Annotated in this window: 25 protein-coding genes and 2 pseudogenes; 15 read left to right on the top strand and 12 right to left on the bottom strand. The window is 73.0% G+C overall.

The window, feature by feature from the left end:
• From AB0C69_RS13700 to AB0C69_RS13685, 4 genes are all read right to left on the bottom strand, one after another.
• On the bottom strand, positions 1–456 hold a 456-nt coding region (locus AB0C69_RS13700; RefSeq protein WP_360353322.1), incomplete at its 3' end, for an alpha-amylase family glycosyl hydrolase.
• A gap of 31 nt (positions 457–487) precedes the next feature.
• Positions 488–1318 (bottom strand): carbohydrate ABC transporter permease, encoded by an 831-nt coding sequence (locus AB0C69_RS13695; RefSeq protein ID WP_345177546.1) that lies wholly within the window; start codon positions 1316–1318, stop codon positions 488–490.
• Positions 1315–2340 (bottom strand): sugar ABC transporter permease, encoded by a 1026-nt coding sequence (locus AB0C69_RS13690; protein ID WP_360353320.1) that lies wholly within the window; start codon positions 2338–2340, stop codon positions 1315–1317. Before AB0C69_RS13690 ends, AB0C69_RS13695 begins: the two co-directional genes overlap by 4 nt.
• Complete coding sequence (locus AB0C69_RS13685) at positions 2337–3638, bottom strand: ABC transporter substrate-binding protein (protein WP_360353318.1); 1302 nt, start codon at positions 3636–3638, stop codon at positions 2337–2339. The genes AB0C69_RS13690 and AB0C69_RS13685 overlap by 4 nt, the downstream gene beginning before the upstream one ends.
• 209 nt (positions 3639–3847) lie before the next feature.
• Here AB0C69_RS13685 and AB0C69_RS13680 point away from each other — a divergent pair, with 209 nt between their 5' ends.
• The 9 genes and pseudogenes from AB0C69_RS13680 to AB0C69_RS13640 form a co-directional block, all read left to right on the top strand.
• Positions 3848–4549: a nucleotidyltransferase domain-containing protein gene (locus AB0C69_RS13680; protein WP_345177540.1), complete on the top strand. Its 702-nt coding sequence runs from the start codon at positions 3848–3850 to the stop codon at positions 4547–4549.
• Positions 4546–5292: a nucleotidyltransferase domain-containing protein gene (locus AB0C69_RS13675; RefSeq protein WP_360353315.1), complete on the top strand. Its 747-nt coding sequence runs from the start codon at positions 4546–4548 to the stop codon at positions 5290–5292. Before AB0C69_RS13680 ends, AB0C69_RS13675 begins: the two co-directional genes overlap by 4 nt.
• 113 nt (positions 5293–5405) lie before the next feature.
• Complete coding sequence (gene ribA / locus AB0C69_RS13670; RefSeq protein WP_345177536.1) at positions 5406–6053, top strand: GTP cyclohydrolase II; 648 nt, start codon at positions 5406–5408, stop codon at positions 6051–6053.
• The gene (locus AB0C69_RS13665; protein ID WP_360353313.1) at positions 6050–6895 is read left to right on the top strand and encodes a CDP-alcohol phosphatidyltransferase family protein; all 846 of its coding nucleotides are present in this window, start codon (positions 6050–6052) and stop codon (positions 6893–6895) included. The genes ribA and AB0C69_RS13665 overlap by 4 nt, the downstream gene beginning before the upstream one ends.
• Complete coding sequence (locus tag AB0C69_RS13660; protein WP_360353311.1) at positions 6852–7823, top strand: zinc-binding alcohol dehydrogenase; 972 nt, start codon at positions 6852–6854, stop codon at positions 7821–7823. The genes AB0C69_RS13665 and AB0C69_RS13660 overlap by 44 nt, the downstream gene beginning before the upstream one ends.
• A 43-nt stretch (positions 7824–7866) precedes the next feature.
• A complete protein-coding gene (locus tag AB0C69_RS13655; protein ID WP_345177530.1) occupies positions 7867–8265 on the top strand; it encodes a 6-carboxytetrahydropterin synthase in 399 nt (132 codons plus the stop codon).
• The gene (locus AB0C69_RS13650; RefSeq protein WP_360353309.1) at positions 8262–9335 is read left to right on the top strand and encodes a glycosyltransferase family 4 protein; all 1074 of its coding nucleotides are present in this window, start codon (positions 8262–8264) and stop codon (positions 9333–9335) included. The genes AB0C69_RS13655 and AB0C69_RS13650 overlap by 4 nt, the downstream gene beginning before the upstream one ends.
• Positions 9332–10159: a class I SAM-dependent methyltransferase gene (locus AB0C69_RS13645; protein WP_360353307.1), complete on the top strand. Its 828-nt coding sequence runs from the start codon at positions 9332–9334 to the stop codon at positions 10157–10159. Before AB0C69_RS13650 ends, AB0C69_RS13645 begins: the two co-directional genes overlap by 4 nt.
• Positions 10087–10929 (top strand): annotated as a pseudogene (locus AB0C69_RS13640) (lysylphosphatidylglycerol synthase domain-containing protein); the annotation flags it as partial. The gene AB0C69_RS13645 and the pseudogene AB0C69_RS13640, both read left to right, overlap by 73 nt.
• On the opposite strand, the gene AB0C69_RS13635 reads toward AB0C69_RS13640, so the two are convergent.
• Both AB0C69_RS13635 and AB0C69_RS13630 read right to left on the bottom strand, forming a co-directional pair.
• Positions 10924–11685: a creatininase family protein gene (locus AB0C69_RS13635; protein ID WP_360353305.1), complete on the bottom strand. Its 762-nt coding sequence runs from the start codon at positions 11683–11685 to the stop codon at positions 10924–10926. The pseudogene AB0C69_RS13640 and the gene AB0C69_RS13635 sit on opposite strands and share 6 nt — an antisense overlap.
• A 49-nt stretch (positions 11686–11734) precedes the next feature.
• Positions 11735–12271 (bottom strand): annotated as a pseudogene (locus tag AB0C69_RS13630) (phosphatase PAP2 family protein); the annotation flags it as partial.
• A gap of 286 nt (positions 12272–12557) precedes the next feature.
• On the opposite strand from AB0C69_RS13630, the gene AB0C69_RS13625 reads away from it, so the two are divergent.
• Complete coding sequence (locus AB0C69_RS13625) at positions 12558–13121, top strand: DUF1349 domain-containing protein (RefSeq protein ID WP_360353303.1); 564 nt, start codon at positions 12558–12560, stop codon at positions 13119–13121.
• A gap of 6 nt (positions 13122–13127) precedes the next feature.
• Here AB0C69_RS13625 and AB0C69_RS13620 read toward each other — a convergent pair whose 3' ends face one another.
• Both AB0C69_RS13620 and AB0C69_RS13615 read right to left on the bottom strand, forming a co-directional pair.
• The gene (locus tag AB0C69_RS13620; RefSeq protein WP_360353301.1) at positions 13128–14600 is read right to left on the bottom strand and encodes a metallophosphoesterase; all 1473 of its coding nucleotides are present in this window, start codon (positions 14598–14600) and stop codon (positions 13128–13130) included.
• A gap of 183 nt (positions 14601–14783) precedes the next feature.
• A complete protein-coding gene (locus AB0C69_RS13615) occupies positions 14784–15734 on the bottom strand; it encodes a superoxide dismutase (protein WP_345177516.1) in 951 nt (316 codons plus the stop codon).
• Between the two features lie 92 nt (positions 15735–15826).
• Here AB0C69_RS13615 and AB0C69_RS13610 point away from each other — a divergent pair, with 92 nt between their 5' ends.
• Positions 15827–16324 carry a MarR family transcriptional regulator gene (locus AB0C69_RS13610; RefSeq protein ID WP_360353298.1) on the top strand — a complete coding sequence of 166 codons (498 nt, stop codon included), beginning with the start codon at positions 15827–15829 and terminating at the stop codon, positions 16322–16324.
• 93 nt (positions 16325–16417) lie between these two features.
• Here the strand turns inward: AB0C69_RS13610 and AB0C69_RS13605 are convergent, their stop codons facing one another.
• Positions 16418–17620, bottom strand: coding sequence for an MFS transporter (locus AB0C69_RS13605; protein WP_360353296.1), 1203 nt, complete (start codon positions 17618–17620; stop codon positions 16418–16420).
• 92 nt (positions 17621–17712) lie between these two features.
• On the opposite strand from AB0C69_RS13605, the gene AB0C69_RS13600 reads away from it, so the two are divergent.
• Positions 17713–18318: a TetR/AcrR family transcriptional regulator gene (locus tag AB0C69_RS13600; protein WP_360353294.1), complete on the top strand. Its 606-nt coding sequence runs from the start codon at positions 17713–17715 to the stop codon at positions 18316–18318.
• Between the two features lie 65 nt (positions 18319–18383).
• On the opposite strand, the gene AB0C69_RS13595 is transcribed toward AB0C69_RS13600, so the two are convergent.
• Positions 18384–19232, bottom strand: coding sequence for an NAD(P)-binding domain-containing protein (locus AB0C69_RS13595; RefSeq protein ID WP_360353324.1), 849 nt, complete (start codon positions 19230–19232; stop codon positions 18384–18386).
• 156 nt (positions 19233–19388) lie between these two features.
• On the opposite strand from AB0C69_RS13595, the gene AB0C69_RS13590 reads away from it, so the two are divergent.
• The 3 genes from AB0C69_RS13590 (at position 19389) to AB0C69_RS13580 (ending at position 21472) form a co-directional block, all read left to right on the top strand.
• Positions 19389–20060: an alpha/beta hydrolase gene (locus AB0C69_RS13590; protein ID WP_345177507.1), complete on the top strand. Its 672-nt coding sequence runs from the start codon at positions 19389–19391 to the stop codon at positions 20058–20060.
• A 538-nt stretch (positions 20061–20598) separates the two neighbouring features.
• Positions 20599–21159: a sigma-70 family RNA polymerase sigma factor gene (locus AB0C69_RS13585; protein WP_360353292.1), complete on the top strand. Its 561-nt coding sequence runs from the start codon at positions 20599–20601 to the stop codon at positions 21157–21159.
• Positions 21152–21472 (top strand): hypothetical protein, encoded by a 321-nt coding sequence (locus tag AB0C69_RS13580; RefSeq protein ID WP_360353290.1) that lies wholly within the window; start codon positions 21152–21154, stop codon positions 21470–21472. The genes AB0C69_RS13585 and AB0C69_RS13580 overlap by 8 nt, the downstream gene beginning before the upstream one ends.
• Here AB0C69_RS13580 and AB0C69_RS13575 read toward each other — a convergent pair.
• Both AB0C69_RS13575 and AB0C69_RS13570 read right to left on the bottom strand, forming a co-directional pair.
• Complete coding sequence (locus AB0C69_RS13575; RefSeq protein WP_360353288.1) at positions 21449–23158, bottom strand: ABC transporter ATP-binding protein; 1710 nt, start codon at positions 23156–23158, stop codon at positions 21449–21451. The two genes, AB0C69_RS13580 and AB0C69_RS13575, sit on opposite strands and share 24 nt — an antisense overlap.
• On the bottom strand, positions 23155–24815 hold a 1661-nt coding region (locus AB0C69_RS13570), incomplete at its 5' end, for an ABC transporter ATP-binding protein (protein WP_360353286.1). The genes AB0C69_RS13570 and AB0C69_RS13575, both read right to left, overlap by 4 nt.

Raw genomic sequence — 24815 nt, 5'->3', positions numbered from 1 at the left:
GCCGTCCGGTCCCCTCCCGTCCCGGAAGACGTAGCGGTCGCGCTCGGCGGACCCGGGGGCAGCGGTGAGCGCGGCCCGGAACCAGGCGTGCCGGTCGGAGGTGTGGTTCGGCACGACGTCCACGATGATCCGCAGCCCGTGCGCGTGCGCGTCCGCGATGAGGCCGCGCGCGTCGGCGAGGGTGCCGAACAGCGGGTCGACGTCGCGGTAGTCCGCCACGTCGTAGCCGAAGTCGGCCATCGGCGAGACGTAGAACGGGGTCAGCCACAGCGCGTCCACGCCGAGGCCGGCCAGGTAGGGCAGCCGGGACCGGATGCCCGGCAGGTCGCCGACACCGTCGCCGTCGGAGTCGGCGAAGCTGCGCACGTACACCTGGTAGATGACGGCGTCGCGCCACCAGCCTCCGCCTTCGGCGCGGTCGCCGGCGGTGTGGACGAGCAGGGTGTCCTGGGTCATCAACATCCTTCTTGTCGGGAGCTGTCGGGTGCTACTTGACGCCGCCGGCGGTGAGGCCGGCGACGATCCGGCGCTGGAAGACCAGCACCACGGCGATGAGCGGGACGGTCACGATCACCCCGGCCGCCATCTGGGTGCCGAACGGCTGGTCGAACCCGGAGACGCCGGTGAACTTGGAGATCGCGACGGTCGCGGTCTGCATCTCCTTCTTGTTGACCATGGACAGCGCGATGAGGAACTCGTTCCACGCGGCGATGAAGGTCAGGATCGCCGTGGTGAACACCCCGGGCGCCGCCAGCGGGACGATGATCTTGCGGAAGGCCTGGCCGCGGGTGCAGCCGTCCACCATCGCCGCCTGCTCCAGCTCGAACGGCAGCTGCCGGAAGAACGCGGTGAGCAGCCACACCGACAGCGGCAGCGCGAACCCGAGGCTGGGCAGCACCATCGCCTGGTAGGTGTTGATCCACTTGATGTCGGTGAAGAGCTTCAGCAGCGGGACCAGCTGCGAGATTCCCGGGAACATCGTCGTCGCGACGATCAGCCCGAGCACCGCGTTCTTGAACCGGAAGTCCAGCCGGGCCAGCGCGTACGCGGTGAACGTGCCGACCAGCAGGGTGAGCACGGTGGTGGCGCCCGCCACGATGACGCTGTTCAGCAGGGCGCGGCCGAAGCCGTTGTCGCCGGAGAACACCGCGGAGAAGTTCTCCCACGACCACCGTGCCGGGACCGGCGAGTTGTCGAACTGGTCCTGCGGCCGGCGGAACGCCGAGACCGCCATCCAGTAGAACGGCGCGAGGCAGTACACCGCCACGGCGGCGAACCCGAGGGAGGACAGCGTCCGCTTCACCACTGAGCCGGTCATGCCGCCGCCCTCCTTCCGCCGCGCGGCGTCCGGACGGCGCGCGGGCGCCTGGTCCGCCGGGCCTCGCCGATGATGTCGGCGCCGAGCAGCTTCACGAACAGGTAGGCGATGAGCGCGATGTACAGGAACAGGACGGTCGCATATGCCGCCGCCGACCCGTACCGCAGGTTGGACGCCTCGAACCAGGCGATCATCGTCAGCGTCTCCACGGACTTCTGGTTGACGCCGATCAGCACGGCGGGCAGGTCGAACATCCGCAGCACGTCCAGCATCCGGAACAGCACGGCGACCAGCAGCGCGGGCTTGACCAGCGGCAGCGTGATGCGGAAGAACTGCTGGACCGGGCCGGCGCCGTCCACCCGGGCGGCCTCGTAGACGTCCCGGGGGATCATCTGCAGCCCGGCGAGGACGAGCAGCCCGATGAACGGGGAGGTCTTCCACACCTCGGCGATGACGACGGCCGCCTTGGCGGGGAAGCCGTCGGCGGTCCACAGGATCTCCTGGCGCAGCACCGCGTTCGCGGCGCCGTCGGCCTGGAAGATCCACCGCCACAGCAGCCCGGAGATCGCGGTCGGGATCGCCCACGGGACGAGGATGCTCGCGCGCACCAGCGCCCGCCCGCGGAACGCCTGCTGCATGATCAGCGCCATCGCGACGCCGATCACCGTCTCCAGCACGACCGTGGTGAGGGTGAAGAACGTGGTGTTGGAGAAGGCGTTCCAGAAGGCGTCGGCGCGGTCGCCCTGGAAGATCGCGGTGTAGTTGTCGAGGCCGACGAAGCGGTCGCCCTCGACGACGAACCCGTCGGCGTCCAGTCCCTCGCCACGCGCGTACAGCGACTCGCGGAAGCCGGCGAGGACCGGGTAGCCGATCACGAGGGCGAGCACGAGCAGGGTGGGCGACAGCAGCAGCGCCGCGAGCCGCCGCGTGCCCTGCACGTCGGACTTCGCGCGTCCGCGGGGCGTGCCCGCCGCGGCGGTGCCGGCGGCGGGCGCGCTCTCGGCGGTGGTCGTCCCGCTCACTGCGCGGTCAGCGGCTGGAGCTTGCCCTGCAGGTCCGTCAGGGCCTGGTCGGCGGGCTTCTTCCCGGTCACCGCGTCGTACATCTCACCCTGGATCGCGGCGGTGACGTCGCCGTACTTGACGGCGACCGGGCGCGGCCTGGCGTTGGCGATGGCCTGCTTGAGGACGGGCAGGTACGGGAACTTCTTCACCATCTCGGGGTCGTCGTACAGCGCCGCGACGGTGGGCGCCTGCGAGGTCGCGAGGAGATTGGCCCGCTGGGCCTGCTCGCCGGTGAGGTAGCGGATGAAGTCGAGCGAGGTCGCCTTGTTCTTGGCGAACGCGGAGATCGCGAGGTTGTGGCCGCCGAGGTTGGCGACGCCGGGGCCGTTCGGGCCGGGCAGCGGCGCGACCGCGAACCTGCCCGCCACCTTCGACGAGCCGTCGTCCGAGTTCGCCAGCCCGTACTGGTAGGGCCACTGCCGCTGGAAGATCAGCTTGCCGGACTGGAAGTAGCGGCGGCCGCCCTCGGTGTCGAGGGTGACGGCCTCCTTCGGCATGTGGTCCTTCTTGGCGCCGACGAGGAACTCGACCCCCTGCTTGGCCTGCGGGGTGTTCAGCGAGGGCTTGCCGTCGGGGCCGATGATGGAGCCGCCGGCGCTCTCGATCGCCTCGACGGCGCTGATCGTCATGCTCTCGGTCTTGTTGACCTCGGTGAAGAAGCAGTCGGCGTCCTTCGCCTCGGGCAGCTTCTTGACCTTGGCGCAGTCGTCCCACATCTCGGTGTAGGTCTTCGGCGGGTCGGTGATGCCGGCCTTCTCCAGCAGGTCCTTGCGGAAGTAGAGCATCCCGGCGTCGGACGTGGACGGCACGGCGTACAGCTTGTCGCGGTACTGCCCGGTGGCGATGGTCGCGGGCAGCATCTTGGACAGGTCGATCTCGTCCTTGGGCAGCGGCGCGAGCCAGCGGTTGGCGGCGAACTCGGCCGTCCACACCACGTCGAGGTTCAGCACCGAGTAGGCGTCGGACCTGGTCGTGGCGTTCTGGATCATCTGCTGCCGCTGGTCGTTCGGCTCGTCCGGCAGTTCGATGATGCGGACCTGCTCCTTCGGGTGCTCGGTGTTCCAGCCGTCGAGCTGCTTCTGCAGGTAGCCCGAGCGGTCCTTGCCGGTCACGAAGGTGATCGGACCGCGGCCCTGCAGGCTCGCCGCGCCCGCGCCGCCCTTCGAGCCGCCGTCGTCGTCGCCGCCGCAGGCGGAGAGCGACAGCGCGAGGGCGGCGCAGACGACCGTGCCGCCGATCAGGGGAGTGCGCCGCATGGTGTCCTCCTTCGCGGGACGTCCCGCGCCGGGCCGTCGTCCCGCAGGTCAAGAGTTGGGGGTGGCTGGTCCGGGACGCTAGCAACGCGTTTCAGCCGCGTAAATCACTTGCAGAAACTTTCAGCAAGTTCGTGGCCGATCTGTAACCGTTTTGCACAGACCGGACAATCCGGTCGACATGCCCGCGGGGCCTGCGCCAGGCTGCCCGCGTGACGAACCCCGACCCCTCCGGCGCGCTCGACCTCGTCCGCGACCACACGATCCTGTCGGTCGTGGTCGGGTCGCGCGCGTACGGACTGGCGACCGATGAGAGCGACGTCGACCGGCGCGGGGTCTACGCGGCCCCGGCGCCCCTGTTCTGGCGTTTCACCAAGCCGCCGACGCATCTGGACGGCCCGCTGCCCGAGCAGTTCTCCTGGGAGCTGGAGCGCTTCTGCGAGCTGGCGCTGGCCGCGAACCCGACCGTCCTCGAATGCCTGTGGTCGCCGCTGGTCGAGCGGGTCACGCCGGTCGGAGAGGAGCTGCTGGCCGTGCGGCCGGCGTTCCTGTCCCGGCATGCGCACCGCACGTTCCTCCGCTACGCCGAGGCCCAGTTCCGCAAGCTGGACGGCGACTTGCGCAACGGCGGAGCGCCGCGCTGGAAGCACGTCATGCACATGCTGCGGCTGCTGGAGAGCGGCCTGCGCCTCGTCCGGCACGGCGAGCCGCGGCTGGAGGTCGGCGGCCTGCGCGAGCGGCTCCTCGCCGTCCGCCGCGGCGAGGTCGGCTGGGACGAGATCGGCGCGTGGCGCGCCTCCGTCGGCGCCGCGATGGACGAGGCCCTGGACCGAAGCCCGCTGCCGCCCGAACCCGACCGCGCCGCGGTCGAGGAACTGCTGGTCTCCGTTCGACGCAGGAGTGTGACCTGGTGAACCTCCCCGAGGGCATGGCCGACCGCCTCGCCGCCGACCACCCCTACCCCCGCGCGTTCCTCACCGTCAGCGGCGCGCACCTGTACGGGTTCCCGTCGCGGGACTCCGACGTCGACCTGCGCGGCGTCCACCTGCTGCCGCTGGAGGAGGTCGTCGGCCTGGAGACGGGGGAGGAGACCGTCACGCTGATGTGGGACCACGCCGGAGTGGAGGCCGACGCGGTCACCCACGAACTGGCCAAGTTCTGCACGCTGCTCATGCGGCGCAACGGCTACGTCCTCGAGCAGGTCATGTCGCCCCTGGTCGTGGCCACCTCTCCCGTGCACGCGGAGCTGAAGTCCCTCGTCCCCGGGCTGGTCACCTTCAACCACGCGCACCACTACCTGGGGTTCGCGCGGTCCCAGTGGAAGCTCTTCGAGCGGTCGCGGGAGCTCAAACCGCTCCTCTACACGTTCCGGGTGCTGCTGACGGGAGTCCACCTGATGCGGACCGGCGAGGTCGAGGCCGACCTGACCCGGCTCGCCGGAGACGGGCCGTCCTACCTGCCCGAGCTGATCGAGGCGAAGCGGGCCGCCGAGCACGCCGCGCTGCCGGACGACGCGCCGGACCCGGCCCGCCTGCAGGGGGATGTCGCCGCTCTCACCGTCCTTCTGGAAGGCGAACGCGACCGCAGTGCTCTCCCCGAGGCCCCCGCGAACCGCCGCGCCCTCCACGACTTGGTGGTCCGCGTCCGCCTGGGCTGAACCCTGAGGCGCCTCCCCTGCGTGCCATCGGTTGTACGGACCGTTTTGGGACACAACCACCTCAGGTGTTCGCGACGTACCAGGGGTGGTTGTGTAGCCAGGGAAGGGGAGCGATGGACGAGGGCATCGACCAGAAGGACATCGCGGAGGCGGACCTCAGAACCCGGCGCGGTGTGTTCCGCGCCGTCGCGTTCCGGGACCCGGTCGACGGGCACGAGCACATGGCGCTGGTGCGGGGCGAGGTGCGGGGGCGCGACGACGTGCTCGTCCGGATGCACTCCGAGTGCATGACGGGCGACATCTTCGGCGCGACGCGCTGCGAGTGCGGGGACCAGCTCGGCGCCGCCCTGGACGCCATCGCCCGCGAGGGCGCCGGTGCACTGGTCTACCTGCGCGGCCACGAGGGCCGCGGGATCGGGCTGGTGGCGAAGGTCCGGACCCACATCCTGCAGGACGACCAGGGACTGGACACCGTCGACTCCGCCACGGCCATCGGGCTGCCGGTGGACGTGCGCGACTACGGCCCGGCCGCCCGGATCCTGCGGCACCTCGGCGTCCGGTCGGTGCGGCTGATGTCCAACAACCCGGTCAAGGTGAGCGCGCTGGAGTCCTACGGGGTCGCCGTCGCGGCGCGCGTCCCGCTGCTCGTCCCGGTCAGCGCCGACAACGTCCGCTACCTCACCGCCAAGCGCGACCGGCTCGGCCACGACCTCCCGCAGCTCGACGCCCCCGCCGGGGCGCTCGGCGAGGTGCGGCGATGACGCGGCCGACGGCGCTGCCGCGCCCGGCGCCGGCCGGGCTCCCGGCCCCGCGCCGCCCCCGCCTGACGAGGGGGCCGGAGCTGGCCGCGGCCGTCGCCGCCCAGCTCGCCCTGCTGGCGCTGCTCCGTCCCGGCCACGCGGGCCTGGCCGTGGGCGTCGGGTACGCGCTGGCCTCGTGGGCGCTGCTGACCGCCGCGTTCCGGCGGCGGCGGGCGCTGGGGCCGGCCGATCACGTGACGCTGGCGCGGGTGGTCCTCACCGGGGGTGTCGCGGCGCTGGTCGCGGGGCATCTCACCGGTGACGCCGGCCTCTGGCCGCTGGTCGCGGCCGCTTCCGCGGCCCTCGTGCTGGACGGCGTCGACGGTCGGGTCGCACGGCGCACCGGGACGGTGTCCAGGCTCGGGGCGCGGTTCGACATGGAGACCGACGCGGTCCTGGTGCTGGTGCTGAGCGTCGAGGTCGCGCGGACGGCGGGCCTGTGGGTGCTGGCGATCGGGGCGATGCGGTACGCGTTCGGCGCGGCGGCCTGGACGGCGCCGTGGCTGCGCGCGGACCTGCGGCCGAGCGTCGCGCGCAAGGCCGTCGCCGTGGTGCAGGGGGTGGCGCTGGTCGTCGCGGCGTCGGGCGTCGTGCCGCACTCGGGCGCGCTCGTGGCGGCGGCGCTGGCGCTGCTGGTGTGGTCCTTCGGACGGGACGTGGCGTGGCTGGCGAAGCGGCGGCGCACGGCGGATCGTGTGCCCGCCGCCGGAGAGGCGCAAGGAACTCAGGAGAACCGGACGATTCGGGGAAGGGGCACGGATGGAGCGCGACGCGCGCGCCTTCTGGATCCGGTCGCCAGGTGAGGGCGAGATCCGCGATGTCGTCCTCCCCGAACCGGGGCCGGGGGAGGTGCTCGTCCGGACGCTCTTCTCGGGCGTGAGCCGCGGCACCGAGGCGATCGTGTTCCGCGGCGGCGTCCCGCCGAACCAGCACGCCGTCATGCGGGCGCCGTTCCAGGACGGGGCGTTCCCCGGCCCGGTCAAGTACGGGTACCTCAACGTCGGCGTGGTCGAGCACGGCCCCGCCGAGCTGGCCGGCCGCACGGTGTTCTGCCTCTATCCGCACCAGACCCGGTACGTCGTCCCGGCGAGCGCGGTCAGCGCCGTCCCGGACGGGGTGCCGCCGGAGCGGGCGATCCTCGCCGGGACGGTGGAGACGGCCGTGAACGCGCTGTGGGACGCGGCGCCGCTCGTCGGCGACCGCATCGCCGTGGTCGGCGCCGGGATGGTCGGCTGCTCGGTCGCCGGCGTGCTCGCGGGCTTCCCGGGATGCCGGATCCAGCTGGTCGACACCGACCCGTCCCGCGCGGACGTCGCGCGGGCGCTCGGCGTCGGGTTCGCCCATCCCGACCAGGCCGAGGGCGGCTGCGACCTGGTCGTGCACGCGAGCGCGTCCGAGGCCGGGCTCGCCCGGTCGCTGGAGCTGCTCGCACCGGAGGGGGAGGTGATCGAGCTGAGCTGGTACGGCGACCGGCGGATCACCGTCCCGCTCGGGGAGTTCTTCCACTCGCGGCGGCTGGCGATCCGGGGCAGCCAGGTCGGCGCCGTGCCGCCGTCCCGCCGGTCGCGCCGCGGCTTCGCCGACCGGATCGCGCTCGCGCTGCGGCTGCTCGCCGACCCCGCCTTCGGCGAGCTGATCACCGGGGAGAGCCCGTTCGCCGAGCTGCCGCGGCTGATGCCGCGCCTCGCGGGCGGCGAGCAGCCCGCCCTGTGCCACCGGATCGCCTACTGAGGCGGGACCGCCCGCCGAGCCTGCCTACCGAGGAGGACGTTCGTTGTTCGCCATCACCGTCCGCGACCACGTCATGATCGCGCACAGTTTCCGCGGCGAGGTCTTCGGGCCCGCGCAGCACCTGCACGGCGCGACGTTCGTGGTGGACGCGACCTTCCGCCGGGCCGACCTCGACCCGGACGGCATCGTCGTCGACATCGGGCTCGCCACCAGCGAGCTCGGCGAGGTCCTGGGCGCGCTGAACTACCGGAACCTGGACGACGAGCCGGACTTCGCCGGGGTCAACACTTCGACGGAGTTCCTCGCCAAGGTCATCGCCGACCGGCTCGCCGACCGGGTGCGCGCCGGCGCGTTCGGCGCCAACGCCGCCGGCCTGGCCGGCATCACGGTGACGCTGCACGAGTCGCACGTCGCCTGGGCCAGCTACGAGCGTGAACTGTGACGTCCCGCGAGGTGTGCGTGGTCGTCCCGGCCGGCGTCGACGACGCCGCCGCCCCGAGCGGCGGCAACCGCTACGACCGGCGGCTGTGCGAGGAGCTCGCGGCGTCCGGGCGCCCCGTCCGGGAGGTGGCGGTGCCCGGCGCGTGGCCGCGGCCTGACCGGGCGGCCCGCGCCGGTCTGGGACGCGCGCTGGCCGCGCTGCCCGGCGGGTCCGTCGTCCTCATGGACGGGCTGGTGGCGTGCGGCGTCCCGGAGATCGTCGTCCCGGAGGCGGCGCGGCTGCGGCTCGCCGTCCTCGTCCACCTCCCGCTCGCCGACGAACCCGGGCAGGGCGATCTGAACGCGGGCGAACGCGAGGTGCTGGAGGCGGCCGGGGCCGTCGTCGCGACGAGCCCGTGGGCCCGGGACCACCTGATCGCCCACCACGGCCTGGAGCCGTCCCGCGTCCACGCCGTCGCCCCGGGCACCGACCCGGCGCCGCTCGCGTCCGGCACCGACGGCGCGGCGCGGCTGCTGTGCGTGGCGTCGGTGACCCCGCGCAAGGGGCACGACGTCCTCGTGGAGGCGCTCGCCACCATCGCGCACCTGTCCTGGGACTGCGAGTGCGTCGGGCCGCTGGGCGGCGACCCGGAACACGTCGCGCGGGTCCGGCGGCTGATCGGCGGGCACCGGCTCGACGGGCGCGTCGAGCTGACGGGTCCGCTGACCGGCAAGCGGCTGGACGACGCCTACGCCGGTGCCGACCTGCTCGTCCTGGCGTCCCGCGCGGAGACGTTCGGGATGGTGGTGACCGAGGCGCTGGCGCGCGGCGTCCCGGTGCTCGCGACCTCGGTGGACGGGGTCCCGGACACGCTGGGCTGGGATCCGTCCGGGGCCGTCCCCGGCATGCTCGTGCCGCCGGACGACCCCGTCGCGCTGGGCGCGGCGCTGCGCCGCTGGCTCGTCGAACCGGAGCTGCGCGACCGGCTGCGCGCCTCCGCCCGGCTGCGGCGCGGCACGCTGCCCGGCTGGGACGACACCGCCCGCCGCATGGGAACCGTCTTGTCGAAGCTGCGAAGGGAGGCGCCATGACGGGGGTCGAGGCGCGAGGAGGCGCTGTGACGGAGTTCGATCCATCCTGGCTGGAGCTGCGCGAGGGCGCGGACGCGACGGCGCGGGCCGCGGAGCTGCTCGACCCGCTCCGCGCCGCGCTCCCGGCGGACGGGCCGCTGGTCATCTGGGACCTCGGGTGCGGCACCGGCTCCCAGGGGCGCTGGCTGTCCGGGCGGCTGCGCGGCCCGCAGCACTGGATCCTGCACGACGCCGATCCGCGCCTGCTCGACCGCGCCCGCGCGAGCGAGTACGCGACCGCCGACGGGACGCCCGCGACGGTCGAGACGCGCGCGGGCGACATCGGCGCGCTCCGCGCGTCCGACCTGGTGGGCGCGTCGCTGGTCACCGCGTCCGCGCTGCTGGACGTGCTCACCGCCGCCGAGGTCGAGGCGATCGCCGCCGCGGTCGCCTGCCCGGCGCTGCTCACCCTGTCGGTCGTCGGGCGCGTCCGCCTCTCCCCGCCCGAGCCGCTCGACGCCGAGTTCGCCGCCGCCTTCGACGCCCACCAGCGCCGCGGCGGCCTCCTCGGGCCCGACGCCGTCGCCGCCGCGACCCGGGCGTTCGGCCGCCGCGGCGCGTCGGTCCAGGCGCGCCCGAGCCCGTGGCGGCTCGGCCCCGGCCAGGCCGCGCTGACCGCGCAGTGGCTGCGCGGCTGGGTCGCCGCCGCCGTCGAGCAGCGGCCCGACCTGGCCCCCTTCGCCGAGGACTACCTCGGCCGCCGCCTCACCGAGTGCGCCGCCGGGCGCCTCACCGCCGAGGTCCACCACGTCGACCTCCTCGTCCTCCCCGGGAGCGCCCCGTGACGAAGTTCCTGCCCTGGCTGCGCCCGCTCGCCGGGCTGGGCATCCTCGCCGCGCTCCTGTGGTGGCACAGCACGGACGCGTTCGTGGACGCGCTCCACGCCGTGGACGCCGGGGCCGTGGCCGCGGCGCTCGCCCTGGGCCTGCTGACCACCGTGCTCAGCGCGGCCCGCTGGCGGCTGGTCGCGCGGCGGCTCGGCCTCCACCTGCCGCTGGGCGGAGCCGTCGCGGACTACTACCGGTCCCAGTTCCTCAACGCCGTGCTGCCCGCGGGCGTGCTCGGGGACGTCCACCGCGCCGTGAGCCACGGGAACCGAGCGGGCGACGTCGCGCGCGGCGTGCGGGCCGTGTTCCTCGAACGCGTCGCCGGTCAGGGCGTCGCGATCGCCGCGGGCGCCGCCGCGCTGCTCGCCCACCCCGCGCTCACCTCGGCGCTGGCGCCCGCCCTGGTCCCGGCGGGAGCCGTCCTGGCCGCGGTGCTGGTCCTCGCACGGTGGCGGCGCCGCGCGCTGGCGCCGGCGTTCGCGGACGTGCGCGCCGCCCTGCGCGCCTGGCCCGCGATCGTGGGCCTGTCGGCCGCGGCGCTGGCCGGTCACCTGGCCCTGTTCGTGGTCGCCGCCCGCCTCGCCGGCGCGACGGCCCCGCTGCTCACCCTCCTGCCGCTGCTCCTGCTGGCGCTCCTGGTGATGGTGCTGCCGGTGAACGTCGGCGGCTGGGGACCGCGCGAGGCCGTGCTCGCCCTGGCGTTCGGCGCGGCCGGGCTCGGCTCAGCGCAGGGCCTGACCGTCTCCGTCGTGTACGGGGTTCTCACCTTCGTCGCGTCCCTGCCCGGCGCGGCCGCCCTGCTGCTGAAGCACCGCGAGGACGTCCCCGAACGACGCGACGAAGCTCCGCAGCGTCTCCCGGCCCTTGTCGGCGCTGGCCAGTGACGGCCGCCCGACCACGCCCGACGTCGTGTAGGCCGCCATTCCCGTCGTCAGGAGGTGCCGCCGGTCGTCGGCCAGATGGTCGGCGGTCCGGTACCCGTCCCGGACCAGCTCCGGATGGGCGTGCAGCAGGATGGAGGTCTCCAGCTCCCCGGCGTGCATGTCGCTGACCGCGGACGTCTCCGCGCCGGACGCCCTCTCCGCCGCCTCCCAGTGCTCCATCGCGGGGAACAGGGCCATGTCGCCGTGCGCCTCCTGCACGACGTTGCCGAGCACGTAGTTGCCCCCGTGCCCGTTGACCAGCACGAGCTTGGGGACGCCGGCCCGGCGCAGCGACTCGGCGACGTCCCTGACCACCGCGTACAGGGTCGCCGCCGAGATGCTCACCGTCCCGGGCCAGTCCGCGTGCTCATGCGAGCACGAGATCGTCACTGGCGGGAGCGTCCGCACCGGGTACGCCTTCGCGAGCTCCGCCGCGATCGTGCACGCGATCACCGTGTCCGTCGCGAGGGGAAGGAACGGGCCGTGCTGCTCGTGGCTCCCGATCGGCAGGACCGCCACGGGGACGTCCGGGACCTCGGGACTCGTGTGCGTCGGCAGCATGACCCACAGCTTGCCGCATCCGTCCGGCCAGGGAAACCAGCGCCATGGCGCCGGCCAGCAGGAGCGCGGCGACGATCCCGTCCGTCCAGTAGTGGTTGGCCGTCACCACCACCACGAGGACCGTGAGCGGCGCGTGCAGCGCGACGACCCACCGCCACCGGCTCCGCGACACCCGCAGCACCGCCACGGCCACCAGGATCGCCCACCCGATGTGCAGGGACGGCATGGCCGCGTACTGGTTGGCGATCCCGTCGGCCGCCGCCGGATAGGCCGACGGCCCCACGGTCAGCATCGTGTCGACGGCCCCGATCCCCGCCAGCCGGGGCGGCGCCAGCGGGAACATCGTGTGCACCACGAGGCCGGCCGCCGTCAGCGCCACCAGTTCGTTGCGGACCCTGGCATAGGCGGACCTGTGCCGCACATAAAGCCAGATCAGCAGCAACGCCGTTCCGGGAAAATGGACGCTCACGTAATAGACATTGGCGAGGAACGCCGCGTGGTCCCATCCGAGCGCCCAATGCTGGAATCCGACCTCGCTCGGCAGCCATTCCCGCTCGAACCGCCACAGCCCGTGCGCGTTCGCCATCGCCTGCCCGGGGCCGCCCTCGATCAGCGTCCGGCCCCACTTGTAGAAGGCGAACAGGACCGCCAGCAGCCCCACCTCGGTGAGCAGCGGCCGCATCCGGCCGCGCACCGCCCCGCCCACTGCCGCTCCGCTCACCATCGTGCCTCCCAGCCCGGTCGTCCCCGTCCATCTCAACCCTCGCGTCTGACATTTCCGGAGACACTGGGTTCAGCTACCCGATCATGGGAGGTAAAACCCACCCCTGGTGGTGGGGTTGACTCCACCCCCTGACGTAGATTTCCGACCTATGATCACCGGTGAATGGCTCAACCCGCCGCCGTCCGCGACGCCCGACGGCCCCGCCCTCGTCGTCACCGCGGCGCGGGGCGGCGACTTCTGGCGCACGACGTCCTACGGCTACGACCGCGACAGCGGGCACGCCCTGCTCTCCCCGTTCGGGCCCGAGGCCGCGATCGAGGTCTCCTTCGTCGCCGCCTACGACCACCAGTTCGACCAGGCTGGCCTCCTCGTCCGCCTCTCCGCGACGACCTGGATCAAGGCGGGCGCCGAGTACTGCGACGGCGCCCTCCAGCTGGGCGCGGTGGTCACCCACGGCGTGTCCGACTGGTCCTCGGCGCCCGTGCCGTGGCAGGGCCGCGAGGTGACCATCCGCGCCAGCCGCTCGGGCGACGCCGTGACCGTCCGCGCCCGCGCCGGCGACGAGCCCTGGCGGATGATCCGGCTGGCGCCCTTCCCTCCCGGCGTCATGGCCGCCGCGGGCCCCTACTGCTGCGCCCCCGAACGCGACGGCCTGACCGTCCGCTTCACCCGCGTCGCCGAAACTCCGCCCGACGCGGCCCTGCATCCATGAAGCCGCCTATTTGCAGTCGAATTCCTTGGTGGCCCCGGTGCTCAGAGCGCAGTCCAGCGGCCACGCCTGCCCGGAGACCCCGTGGAAGGTGAGATGCCACTGGCCGCCCGTGTCGCGCAGCAGCGCGTAGCCGTGAACGCCCCGTGAGACCGCGTGCTGCACGGTCTCGCCGTCGACGGTCTTGCCCGTCACCTTGCTGTCGTCCGGCGGCGTGTCGAGCGTCGTCCCGGACGAGCCCACGGTCAGCTGCGGCGGACGCGAGCTGTTGAGGAAGTCGAGCATCTGGTAGAGGTGCACGTGCCCGGACATCACCAGGTCGATGTTGCCGGCCAGCGCCCCCTTCGCCGTCTGCCCGACCGCGTTAGCCAGCGTCGGGTTGATCCACGTCACGGCGGTGGACGAGGCCTGCTTGACCATCCACAGCGGCTTGTGGGTGATCAGGAAGTAGTCGTGCGTCGGATGGTTGGCGGCCAGGGCGTTCACTTCGTCGAACCATTTCGCGTACTGGGCGGCCTGGGCCTGGTCCGGCTTGTTCCTCTCACTCGCCGAGCTGGAGTCGAACAGGATGAAATGCAGCGTGCCCGCATTGATCTGGACGGGCTCGGCCTGCGTCTGCGGCAGTGAGAAGCACTCGTTGTTCTTCTGCGGAACCGCGGCGAAATAGCGGAACCATTCGGCGCCCCGCCCCACCTTCGGAGGCGTGCAGACCTCGTGGTTGCCCCGCGCGAAGATGAACGGGGCCTCGGCGAGCAGGGCCTGCGCGGGCCGCAGGAAGTCCTTGATAAGGCAGCTCCAGTCGGCGGCCTGCCCCTGCGTGTCGCACCCCGGCGTGGCGTCGTTCGCGCCTTCCGGCGTCTCCCGGTACACGTAGTCGCCGACGTGGACGACCAGGTCCGGCCGGGACTGCGCCGCCGCGTGCACCGAGAGCGGCTCCAGCGGCCAGTTCTTCTGGCAGTCCTGGTTCTTCGGGGCGCCCACCGTGGGCGAGACGACCTCGCACCCCGCGTCACCGATCACCGCGACGCTCCGGGGACGCCCGTTCACGGGCCACTCGGGCAGCGGAAGCTGGAGGTTCCCCGGATGCACGGTGGCCGCATTGGTCGTGGACGGCTCGATCAGCGCGTTGCTCGCCCCGTCGGGGACCGGCGCCACGCAGAAGGTCGTCGGGAACTGCTGGAGCCCGCCGCCGGTGACGAAAGGATCGCTGACCTTCCTCAGCACCGCCGTCTGCGTCTTGCCTCCCAGGGTGTACTGGAGGGTGGGGCAGTTCCCGGCGGGCTTCTCGGTGGTGGCGAACCGGACCTCGGTCGTGTGGCTCGTCCCGTTCACCAACTGCGTCCAGGCCCACGCCTCGCCGTTCTTCCCGGCACCGGGAGGCGTGGGCTTCGGAGACGGGCTCGGGGCGGACTGCGCGAGCCCGGACATCACGGCGACCAGCAGGCCCACGACGGCCGCCACCGCCGCAGCTATTCGCGACATAAACCAGGTATCCCATCAGATCAAGAGAAATGGACTATTCGGACGCCTTTCCATTAGGTGCCCGACGCCGGTCGATCTGCCCTGGTTGTCCGCCGCCATGTCCGCCGCCGCGTGCGGTGTTGTTCAAGTTATGTCCGGCTCATTCCAACCCCGCCCGCGCCTCCGGGTAAAACGCGAATCGGACTACGGACGGGGGATGGCGACCGCGTTGTACGAGACGTCCGGCGTCGGTCCCGTGGCGAAGAACCGGATGTTGGGGAGGTACAGCCGCGAGCCGAAGGCGGCCACGGTCGTCGGCAGGGCGAGCCGGGCATCCGTCACCCGGCGAACGACGCGGCCGTCGGTTCCGTCCGCGTCCAGTCGCACGACGGCCACGGTGTTGAGCCGGTTCTGCACCGCGTACAGCGTCCGGCCCCGCAGCAGCAGCCCGTCGCCTTCCGGCAGCGACTCGCCGTGCAGGTTCACCCGGCGGGTCTCGCCCGTCGGCTCGACGCGGAACAGCCCGCCGGTGTTCGACTGCACCACGAGCAGTCCCCGCCCGTCCGGTGTAGGGGTGATGCCGTTGGCGTTGAACCCCGCGCTGCCGGGACTGTCGGGACTGCCCTGGTACACCAGGTCGCCGGTCAGGGGGATCCGGACCGCGGCGGCGGGGAGCCGTCCACCGTCGAGCGGCAGCTTGTAGAGCACCGGGTCGGTGGAGTCGGTGAACCACGCGGCGCCCTGCGTGATGATGACGTCGTTGACGAACGACGGGCCGGTGGCCAGCCGGTAGGACGCCAGCACCCGTCCGGTCCGGGCGTCGAGGACGCGGGCGTCGCCACCCGTGCCGCCCGCCACGAACAGCCGTCCGCGCCCGTCGCTCTTGAGCCCGAGGGCCTGCGTGCCCGGCCCCCGGCCGAGGACGGCCCCGGCCCCCGTGCGCAGGTCGGCGCGGTAGACCGACCCGTCGGCCATGGAGCCGACATAGGCGACCGGCCCGGGGCCGATCGCGATGCCTTCGGGCTGGAACCCGTCCGGCAGCCGGATCGTGGTCGGGTACACCGTGCCGCCCCCGGCGTCCGCCGCCTGGGCCGGCGCGCTCGTCGCGGCGGCCAGCCCGAACACCAGCACGGCAGAGATCGTCCGACGTCGCATGAAGCAACCTCTCAACGTTGAAGTGTTTAACGCTGAGGACGGTAGGCCGGATGCTACCTTGATGTCAAACAGTTCAACGTTGAGAGGTAATCGTGGAGCGAGACGCCGTCGACCTCATCGTCGAGCAGTGGGCTCGCGCCCGGCCCGACCTCGACGCGTCCCCCATGCGGGTCCTGGGCCGCCTCTCCCGGCTGACCCGCATCGCCGAGCGCGAACTCAAGGCCCTGTTCGCCGAGTTCGGGCTGGAACGGGGCGAGTTCGACGTCCTGGCCACCCTCCGCCGCGCGGACGCCCCCCAAGGCGTCACCGCGGGCGTGCTGGCCCGCTCCTCCATGGTGACCTCGGGCGCCGTCACGAACCGCCTGGACCGGCTCGTCGCCAAGGGCTACGTCACGCGCGACCTCGACCCCGCCAACCGCCGCACCGTCCTCGTCGCCCTCACCCCCGCCGGCCGCGACCTCATCGACCGCGCCGTCGCCGCCCACATCGACAACGAACGCCGCCTCCTCGCCGCCCTCGACCAGCACGAACAAGACGTCCTGGCCGAAACCCTCCGCACCCTCCTCCTCAGCCTCGGCGACCAGCCGTAGCCGGCGCCTGTTCGGCTTGTTGTTCTGGAAGTACGGCTGCCTGGGCACTGGAGGTCCTTCTCCGGTGCCCAGGCGACCCGAGCGGATATCGGGTTATCGCAGGGCTCGGTTGCCACGGGCGGTCCAGATCGCCAGGGCGGCGAGCAAGGCGCAGGCGCCACCGAGCCAGAGCACGCCCTGGAGCGTGAGCGTGTCGACGATGACGCCGCCGGCCAGCGCGCCAAAACCGATGGACAGGTTGAACACCGCCACCCACAGCGAGGAGGCGGCTTCCACGGCCTGCGGAGCGGTCTTGATCATCCAAGTCTGGAGGCCCACGGACACACCGCCGAAGGCCAGACCCCAGACGATCAGCAGGAGGGCGCCGCCGGTCGCGGTCCGACCCAGCAGCAGGAAAAGCGGCATCGCGGCCGTCATGGCCACTGCGATCGTCAGCACGCTGCGGTGCACGCGGCGGGAGAGCGCCGAACCGGCGACGAAGTTGCCGATCATGCCGGCCGCGCCGAACCCGAACAGCAGCGGACCGACATAGCGCTCGTCGATCCCCGACAGCTTCTGCAGCGCCGGGCTCACGAACGTGTAAGCGGCGAAGTGGCCGAACACAAGGAGCACCGTCGCGATGATGCCGACGCGTACGCCTGGGTTGCGGAGCTGCTCCATCAGCAGCTCGGGCCGGACGGCCTGGGAGGCGACCAGCCTCGGCAGTACCGCCGGCAGGGCGATCAGGGTCACGAGCGCCAGGGCGCTGAGCGAAGAGAAGGCGATGCGCCAGCCGGTGAGGTCGCCGACCAGGGTGCCGAGCGGGACGCCGAAAACGTTCGCGGCCCCGACGCCACCGAAAATGACCGCTGTGGCGCGAGGCACGTCCGCGGGGGCGGCGAGCCGGACCGCCAGGCCGGCGGCGACCGCCCAGAAGCCGCCGATCGCTATGCCCACCAGCACCCGGGAGCCCACCAGCACCGCGAAGGTCGGCGCCAGGGCGGAGCCCAGGTTCGCGAGGGTCATCAGGGTCATCAGCCCGACCAGCAGGATGCGGCGGTCCAGCGACCTGACGACCATCGGGACCAGAGGCGCCGCGAACCCGGCGACGATGCTGGGCACCGTCACCATCAGTCCCGCCGTCCCCTCGGAGACCGACAGCGCGGACTCCACGGAGGTCAGCAGCCCGATCGGCAGCTGCTCGGCGGTCACCAGCAGGAAGGTGCCCAGAGCCACCACGCAGACCGCCGGCCAGCGAGTCTTGTCCGGGGTCCCTGGCTCCTGTCTCTGGGTGGGGGTCTGCTCAGCGGTCGTCAACGGATCCTCCTCCAGCAATTCGGGAGCGATCGCTCCCGAATGGGGACCCTAGTATGGGAGCGATCGCTCCACAAGTTGGGTACGGTGAACCCATGGCACGACCCCGGCAGTTCGACGAGAAGCAAGCGGTCACCTCGGCGACCGAGCTGTTCTGGCGACGCGGTTACCACGCCACTTCGGTGCGCGACCTGGGCGACGAGCTGAAGCTCACGCCCAGCAGCCTGTACCGGACGTTCACGGACAAGCACACGCTCTTTCTGCGCGCGCTCGACCACTACCGGGCCACCGAGTCGACGCAGGCCCGCCGGCGTCTGGATGCGAGTGACCGCCCGGTTCGCGAGGTGCTGCGGGAATGGATGCTGTGGCTGGTGACCTGCCCGGCCGGCGGCACGACCGGCCGCGGATGCTTCGTGGTCAACACCGCCACCGAACTCGGCACCACTGATGACCAGGTCCATGAGCGGATCGAGGCCGCGTTCACGGTCACCCGGCAGGCCCTGCAGGAGGTGCTGGCCGAGGGGCGGAAGCGAGGCGAGCTGTCCGCCGACCTCGACATCGACGGAGCCGTGGAGTCGCTGTTCACGACGGTGCTCGGCCTACGGGTACGAGAGCGCGCTGGTCACGATCTGGAGCGCCTGACCACCGCGATCGATCTCGCGATCCGAGCCCTGGGCGCCGCATCCGCGCAATCCGCCTGACGTGGGAAGGTGTCGAGCCGAGGCATCGCCCACACCATCCCGGCATCCAGACCACCTTGGTGGTTCTACGCCTTGCGGAAGTGCTCGACGAGCCGGGAGTAGCTGTCGTCGCCGTGCCCCCGCTCGATCGCCGCAGCCACGAGTGCCCGGGAGTACTCGGGGAACTCGTCGTCGATGCCCCGCTCCCGGCTCTCCCGCGCGAGATCCTCGATCGAGGGCAGATGGTGGCGCAGCGCCCCGTACGGCGTCGCGAACCGGCGCCGGTCGACCTCCTCGGCGATCGACGGCAGGAAGGCCGACAGCGACGCGAGGGGACTCCTGGCCGACCCCAGGAACCGCCCGACCTCGACACCCGCGTCCGAGAGCGCCGCGGCCGCGTGCAGGAACCCGTTGAGGAGCCCCCACATCGTCCCGTGGACGGCCATACCGTAGAGCACCGCGACGCCGGGATCCTCGGACACCAGCGGTGCCTGCCCGCTGAGAAGCCCCAGCACCTTCCGGTGACGCTCGTGGACGTCCGCGGACCCGCCGTAGAAGACCGTCGCGTCCGGATGCCCGACGCCCGGCGCGATGGTCATGATCTGCCCGTGCAGGTACTCCCCGCCGCGCTCGGCGACCACCGCGGCCACCTCCCTGACCTCGCTCGACGTCCCGTCCGTCAGGTTGACGACGACCCGCCCGCGCAGGACGTCCCCCGCCGCCTCCAGCAGCTCACGAGCGACGGAGTTCCCCTTCACGTTGACCACCACGACCTGCCCGGCGGCGACGGCATCGCGGACGCCGTCGGCCTGCCGCGCCCCCTTGGCGACCAGCGCGTTACCCCGCCCCGCAGTGCGATTCCACACGGTGGTCGGATGCCCGCCGCCCAGAATCGCTCCCGCCAGCGCGCCCCCCATCTCCCCAAGCCCGAGCACCGCCACGCCAACGGCCCCATCACCAGAACCCACACCGCCCCCTTCCGAAACACCAGGAGCCGCCACGCTAAAACCTCAATCGAACACGAGGTCAAGCAGAGGATCACCCATGACCGGGGAAGGAATCCCTGTGATCAAGGCATCGTTGAGCCCCGCATGACAGCTTTCGTCCTCGTTCCCGGCGGTTGGCGCGGGGGATGGTACTTCTCCGACCTGGCCGAGCGACTCCGCGCCGCCGGACACCGGGCGCTGACCGTGACACCCACCGGCGTCGGAGAGCGCGCCCACCTGAACTCCGCGACCGTCAACCTGGACACCCACGTCGACGACGTGCTCGCCCTGCTCGCCGCCGAGGAGGTCGGCGACGCCGTTCTCGTCGGGCACAGCTACGGCGGCATGGTCATCACCGGTGCCGCCGACCGCGCCCCCGCCGGCGTGGTGCGCCGCCTGGTCTACTGCGACGCCTACGTACCCGAGGACGGCCAGTCCTGCTGGGACCTGACCACCGATGCCTACCGCAGCCTGTTCCTGGAAGGCGCGGCGGGGGACGGGTACGCGGTCCAGCCGCCCCCGGGCCGCGACCCGCGCGTGACAGCCCATCCGCTGGCCTCCTTCCTCCAGCGAATCCGGCTGGACGCGGCCGGCCTGCGCGACGTCAAGACCCGGGACTACGTGTACCTGTCCGGATGGGACGGCACGCCGTTCACCGCCGTCCGCGACCGGCTGGCAGACGACCCGGCCTGGCGGGTTCACACGCTGGACAGCGGCCACGACGTCTGGAGGGACGCGCCGCAGGAGTTCCTGGAGATCCTGCTGCTGGGCGAATGATCACGACGCGATGAGTGGGCGGGCGGTGGCGAGGGCGCGTCGCCGGCCGCCGGCACTGAACGCCTGCCAGCGGGGATCGTCCAGCACGCCGCCCGGAATCGGGCGAGTCGATCAAGCAAGTTCGGCGGCCGAAAGCAGCCTTCCAGAGATGATCACGAGACGTTCGTCGGAGCCGATGCTCACACCCGGAGGCAGGCGGTCACGGTAGGCGCCGGTGGCGGGGACGTGGCGTGCCTTGTGGGGGCCAGGTGAGAGCGGGTTCGTCTGACTCCGCCGGGGTGGGGTGGACGGCGGCTCGCTTCCTGGCGGCGTGGTGTCGGCTCGCCTTCTGACGTGCGGAGACTGGATGCGGGTCATCCGACCCGGGGGTGGGGTGAATCCTTTGGGTGGGTTCCTGCCTCTCTTAGGGGTGTCGGCCGGAGCGCCGACAGGGAACTCGACCGGGAGGTTGTCATGATCGTTGGTGCTGCCGTGATCGGTGTGGCCGTGCTCGTGTGCGCGTGCAGTGTCACCGTGCTGCGCAGGCGGGGGCGCTCGCGTGGCTGAGCGGACCTGGCCCGGGGAGCGGATGGTCGCCGCCGCGCAGGGCGGTGATGTGGAGTCGATCGCCGCGCTGGTGTCCGGCTCGCATCCGCACGTGCGCCGGTTCGCCCGGACCCTGTGCGCGTCACCCGAGGACGCCGAGGACGCCGCGCAGGAGGCGTTGATCACCCTGTACCGCAAGATCGGGACGCTGCGGGCGTCCGGGGCGCTGGCGTCGTGGATGTTCCGCATCGTCCGCAACGAGTGCCTGCGGCGGGCGCGACTGAGGCCGCCGCACTACGACGAGGTCCCGGACGTCAGCGTGGTCTCGGCCGAGGACGAGGTCCTGCGACGCCTGGAGGCCGGCCGGATCGCGGCGGCGATCGCCGATCTGCCGGCGGACCAGCGACGCGTCCTCATCATGCGCGACATCCAGGGATACAGCGGGCGCATGGTCGCCGACGCGCTCGGCCTCAGCCTTCCCGCGATGAAGTCGCGGCTGCATCGCGCCCGCGCGTCGGTCCATCAGACGCTGCGGGGCGCACCCCACTCGGTTTCAGGAGACGGCGATGACTGACAAGCGGAGTTTCGCGAGCACGTCGCTTCCCCGGCACCTTCTCCGCGGTGCGACGGGCTTCGGGGCGTTGATCGGGGCGTTCGCGCTGCTGCCGGTGCTGGGACCGGGCAGCCTCCTGCTCGCGCCGATCGGCCTCCTCGCGCTGCGCGGGTGTCCGGCCTGCTGGGCGATCGGGCTGGTGCAGACCGTCTCCATGGGCCGGTTGCAGCGCTCCTGCAAGGACGGCGTGTGCGAACTGACCGTCGCCCGACCTGCGTCGCATCAGCACAGCGAAAGCCGGCCCGGTGACTCAGGTGTGCCAGTGGCCCACTAGGGCTGCGTAGGTTCGGCTGCGGGTCTGGAGGGTCTCGTGGGTGCCCAGGAGGGGGACGGGGCCGTCCAGGAGGAGGACCTGCTGGGCCCGTTCGGCCGAGGTCATGCGGTGGGCTATGACGATCAGCGTGCCGCCGCGGGTCGCCAGGGCCTGTTCGGCACGGGCCTCGGTCGCGGGGTCCAGGTGGCTGGTGGCCTCGTCCAGGACGATCACTCTGGCCGGGGAGAGGTAGGCGCGGGCCAGGGTGATGAGCTGGCGTTCGCCCTGGGAGAGGTCACCGCCGCCGGGCGGGATGTCGGTCTCGTAGCCGCCCAGGCGTTCGACGAGGTCCGGGAGCCCGACGGCGGCCGCGGCCTCGTCCAGGTCACGGGTGCCGGCCTCCGGGTTCAGGTAGGTCAGGTTGTCGCGGAGGCTGCCCGCGAAGACGTAGCTCTCCTGGGGGATCAGCGTGATCGAGGAGCGCAGGTCCGCCGGGTCCAGGTGGGGGAGGGGGACCTTGCCCAGGGTGATCTTGCCCTTCTGGGGTTCCAGGAGGCCGGTGAGCAGGTTCGCGAGGGTGGACTTGCCGGTGCCGCTGGGGCCGACGACGGCCAGGTGCGTGCCCTCGGGGAGGTGGAGCGAGAGGTCCTCGATGACGGGGGCGGCGTGCGGGGAGTAGGCGAAGGTGACGTGGTCGGCCTCGATGCCGGACGACTCGGCCGTCGCCGTGCCGGGCGGCGGGGTCTCGGGGACGGCGCAGACCTCGGCGAGGCGGCCCAGGACCACGGCGAGGCTGAGCAGGAGGGTGCCGCCCGCGTCGACCAGGACGGTGATGCCCGGCTGGAGTCCGGTCACCAGGTAGCCCGCGCCGCCCGCGATCTGCCCGGCGGTGAGCCCGTGGTGGGCGGTGAGGTAAGGCGACAGCACCAGCAGGGCGAGCAGGGGGAGGTGCACCCCCAGGGCCAGGACGGGGAGGCGGACCCAGCGGGTGCGGGCGTAGGCGCGCAGGGCCTCCGCCTGCGTGTCCACGACCTCGCCCACCGTGGCGGCGGCGCGGTCCTCGGCGCCGCAGGCGGCGACGTCGCGGACGCCGTGCACGACGGTGGCGGCGGTCTCTCCGATGCGCTCCGCCTGGCGGATGACCGCTCGGTAGCGGCGGATCTGCAAGCCCACGAACGCCGCGTACACCCCCAGGGCGAGCGCCACCGACAGGCAGATGACGAGGGCCAGGAGGGGCGAGAGCAGCGCCAGGCCCACGAGGGCGGCGGCGCCGGCGGAGACCAGCTGGCGGACGTTGCGCAGCGCGGTCCCCACCAGGGCCCGGACGGCCTCGGCCTGCTCGGTGACCTGGGAGACGCCCGCGCCGGCCGCGTCAGGGGTCCGGTCGGCCATCCGGCGGAGGGCCGCCGCGACGACCTCCGTGACCAGGGAGTCGCGCAGCGGTTCGACGGTCGCGGCCAGCCACGGGTAGACCCGCCCGGTCGCGAACGCGCCGACGGCGTACAGGGCGGCGAGGACGGCGAGCCAGCCGAGGCCCGTCAGGGTGCGGCCCGCGAGGAATCCGTGGTCGACGGCGCGGGCCAGGAGCAGGCCGGACGCGAACATCGGCAGGGACTCCACGGCCGACCAGGCGGAGAGGCGGCGCATCGCGGGCCACTGGCCGCGCAGGTGGCGGTGCAGCAGGCGCGCTGCCGGCGGCGCCGTCACGAGGCCGCCCGGGTGGAGAACACGGCGCGGTAGGCCGGGTCCGCCCACAGGTCCGCGTGGGGGGCGAGCGCCCGCACGCGTCCGGCGTCCAGCCAGGCGACGAGGTCGGCGCGGGCGGCCGTGGCCGGGCGCCGCGCCACCACCAGGCTGGTCCGTCCGGCCAGGATCTGCCGGAGGGCCTGGGTCACCTTCAGCTCCGTGGCGGTGTCGAGGCTGCTGGTGGCGTCGTCGAGGAGGACGATCCGGGCGTCGGCGAGCGCGGCGCGGGCCAGGCCGAGCCGCTGCAGCTCGCCGCCGGACAGGGGGGCTCGGTCGAGCGGGGTGTCGTAGCCGTTCGGCAGGGCCCGGATGAAGGCGTCGGCGACGGCGTCGCGGGCGGCGCGGTGCACCTCGGCGCGCGTCGCGGCGGGGCGGGCGTAGGCGATCGTCTCGCGCACGGTCGCGCCGAGCAGCGCGGGGCGTTCGAAGGCGTAGGCGACGGCGCGGCGAAGCTCCGCGAGCGGGACCTCGGTGACGGGGACGCCGTCGAGTTCGACGACCCCCTCGTCGGGGTCGAGGAGCCGCCCGACGGTCGACATCAGCACGCTCTTGCCCGTGCCGGACGTGCCGACGACCGCGACGGTCGTCCCGGGCGGCACGTCGAGGTCGAGCCCGTCGAGGACGGCGCGGCCGCCGAGCCGGACGGTGACGCCGCGCAGCCGCAGCTCGCCGGGCCCGTCCGGCAGCCGCGACGGCCGCGCGGGGGGCCGCACCGCCGGGACGGCCGTGAGGATCTCGCCGATCCGCCCGGCGCCGACCTGGCAGTTGAGGAGCGCGACGACGGTGTCGAACACCGACGCCGACGCGGCGGCCATGGCGGCGTAGGACAGCGCGCCCACGAGCTGGCCCGTGGTGATCTCGCCGGCGGCCAGGCGGACGCCCGCGACGCCGACGACCAGGACCTGGGTGAGGGGGGCCAGCAGCGCGAGCCGCCGGCTGACCCTGCCCTGCACGGCCCAGGTCTCCCGGCCCGCCCGGCCGAGGCCGGGAAGCGGCGCGAGGATGCGCCGCACCTCGGCGGCGGCGGTGCCGCTCGCCCGGATCGTCCGGATGCCCTGCCGGGCGTCGAGCAGCCGCGTCGCGATCGCCGCCTGGCACGCCTGGTAGCGGGCGAACGGATCGGTGGCCCGGACGACGAACACGCGCAGCGCGACCAGCAGCGGCGGCATCCCGGCCGCGAACGCGGCGGCGAGCCACCAGTCGATCAACGCCAGCCCGGCCAGCGCGCCCACGGTGGTGGCCAGCGTGGCGGCGGCCGACAGCAGCAGGACGGGAAACGCCGCCGGGCCCGACGCGGACTCGGTGAGCCGCGACAGCACGTCCCCCGCGGGGAAGCGCCGCCGCCCCTCCGGGCCGAGGGCCAGCACGTGCCCGAGGAGCCGGTGCCGGAGCCAGGCGGTGATGTCGCTGCCGCAGTAGGAGCCGAGGACGTCCTCGCCCGTGGTGGCGACGGCCGCCGCGGCCAGGACGAGCGCGAGCCACGCGGCGGCGGCGCCGGCGTCCTGCTGGGCGCGGGCCGCGTCGACCGCGCGGGGAAGGCGAGGAGCGTCGTGGCCACACGTGAGGCCTCGGATCCCAGCCGTGACCTGTGGTGGGCCCACACGGGAGGGGGCGGCGG

Source organism: Actinomadura sp. NPDC048032, from assembly GCF_040653175.1.
GTDB classification, from domain to species: domain Bacteria; phylum Actinomycetota; class Actinomycetes; order Streptosporangiales; family Streptosporangiaceae; genus Spirillospora; species Spirillospora verrucosospora.
Note: the sequence above shows the minus strand (reverse complement) of the source record. Positions and strands in the feature narration are given on the sequence as shown.

Coding starts and splice junctions, on each gene's coding strand:
- AB0C69_RS13695 (WP_345177546.1), bottom strand. CDS start 1,318: ATGACCGGCTCAGTGGTGAAGCGGACGCTGTCCTCCCTCGGGTTCGCC.
- AB0C69_RS13685 (WP_360353318.1), bottom strand. CDS start 3,638: ATGCGGCGCACTCCCCTGATCGGCGGCACGGTCGTCTGCGCCGCCCTC.
- ribA (WP_345177536.1), top strand. CDS start 5,406: ATGGACGAGGGCATCGACCAGAAGGACATCGCGGAGGCGGACCTCAGA.
- AB0C69_RS13665 (WP_360353313.1), top strand. CDS start 6,050: ATGACGCGGCCGACGGCGCTGCCGCGCCCGGCGCCGGCCGGGCTCCCG.
- AB0C69_RS13660 (WP_360353311.1), top strand. CDS start 6,852: ATGGAGCGCGACGCGCGCGCCTTCTGGATCCGGTCGCCAGGTGAGGGC.
- AB0C69_RS13645 (WP_360353307.1), top strand. CDS start 9,332: ATGACGGGGGTCGAGGCGCGAGGAGGCGCTGTGACGGAGTTCGATCCA.
- AB0C69_RS13635 (WP_360353305.1), bottom strand. CDS start 11,685: ATGCTGCCGACGCACACGAGTCCCGAGGTCCCGGACGTCCCCGTGGCG.
- AB0C69_RS13625 (WP_360353303.1), top strand. CDS start 12,558: ATGATCACCGGTGAATGGCTCAACCCGCCGCCGTCCGCGACGCCCGAC.
- AB0C69_RS13620 (WP_360353301.1), bottom strand. CDS start 14,600: ATGTCGCGAATAGCTGCGGCGGTGGCGGCCGTCGTGGGCCTGCTGGTC.
- AB0C69_RS13615 (WP_345177516.1), bottom strand. CDS start 15,734: ATGCGACGTCGGACGATCTCTGCCGTGCTGGTGTTCGGGCTGGCCGCC.
- AB0C69_RS13600 (WP_360353294.1), top strand. CDS start 17,713: ATGGCACGACCCCGGCAGTTCGACGAGAAGCAAGCGGTCACCTCGGCG.
- AB0C69_RS13590 (WP_345177507.1), top strand. CDS start 19,389: ATGACAGCTTTCGTCCTCGTTCCCGGCGGTTGGCGCGGGGGATGGTAC.
- AB0C69_RS13580 (WP_360353290.1), top strand. CDS start 21,152: ATGACTGACAAGCGGAGTTTCGCGAGCACGTCGCTTCCCCGGCACCTT.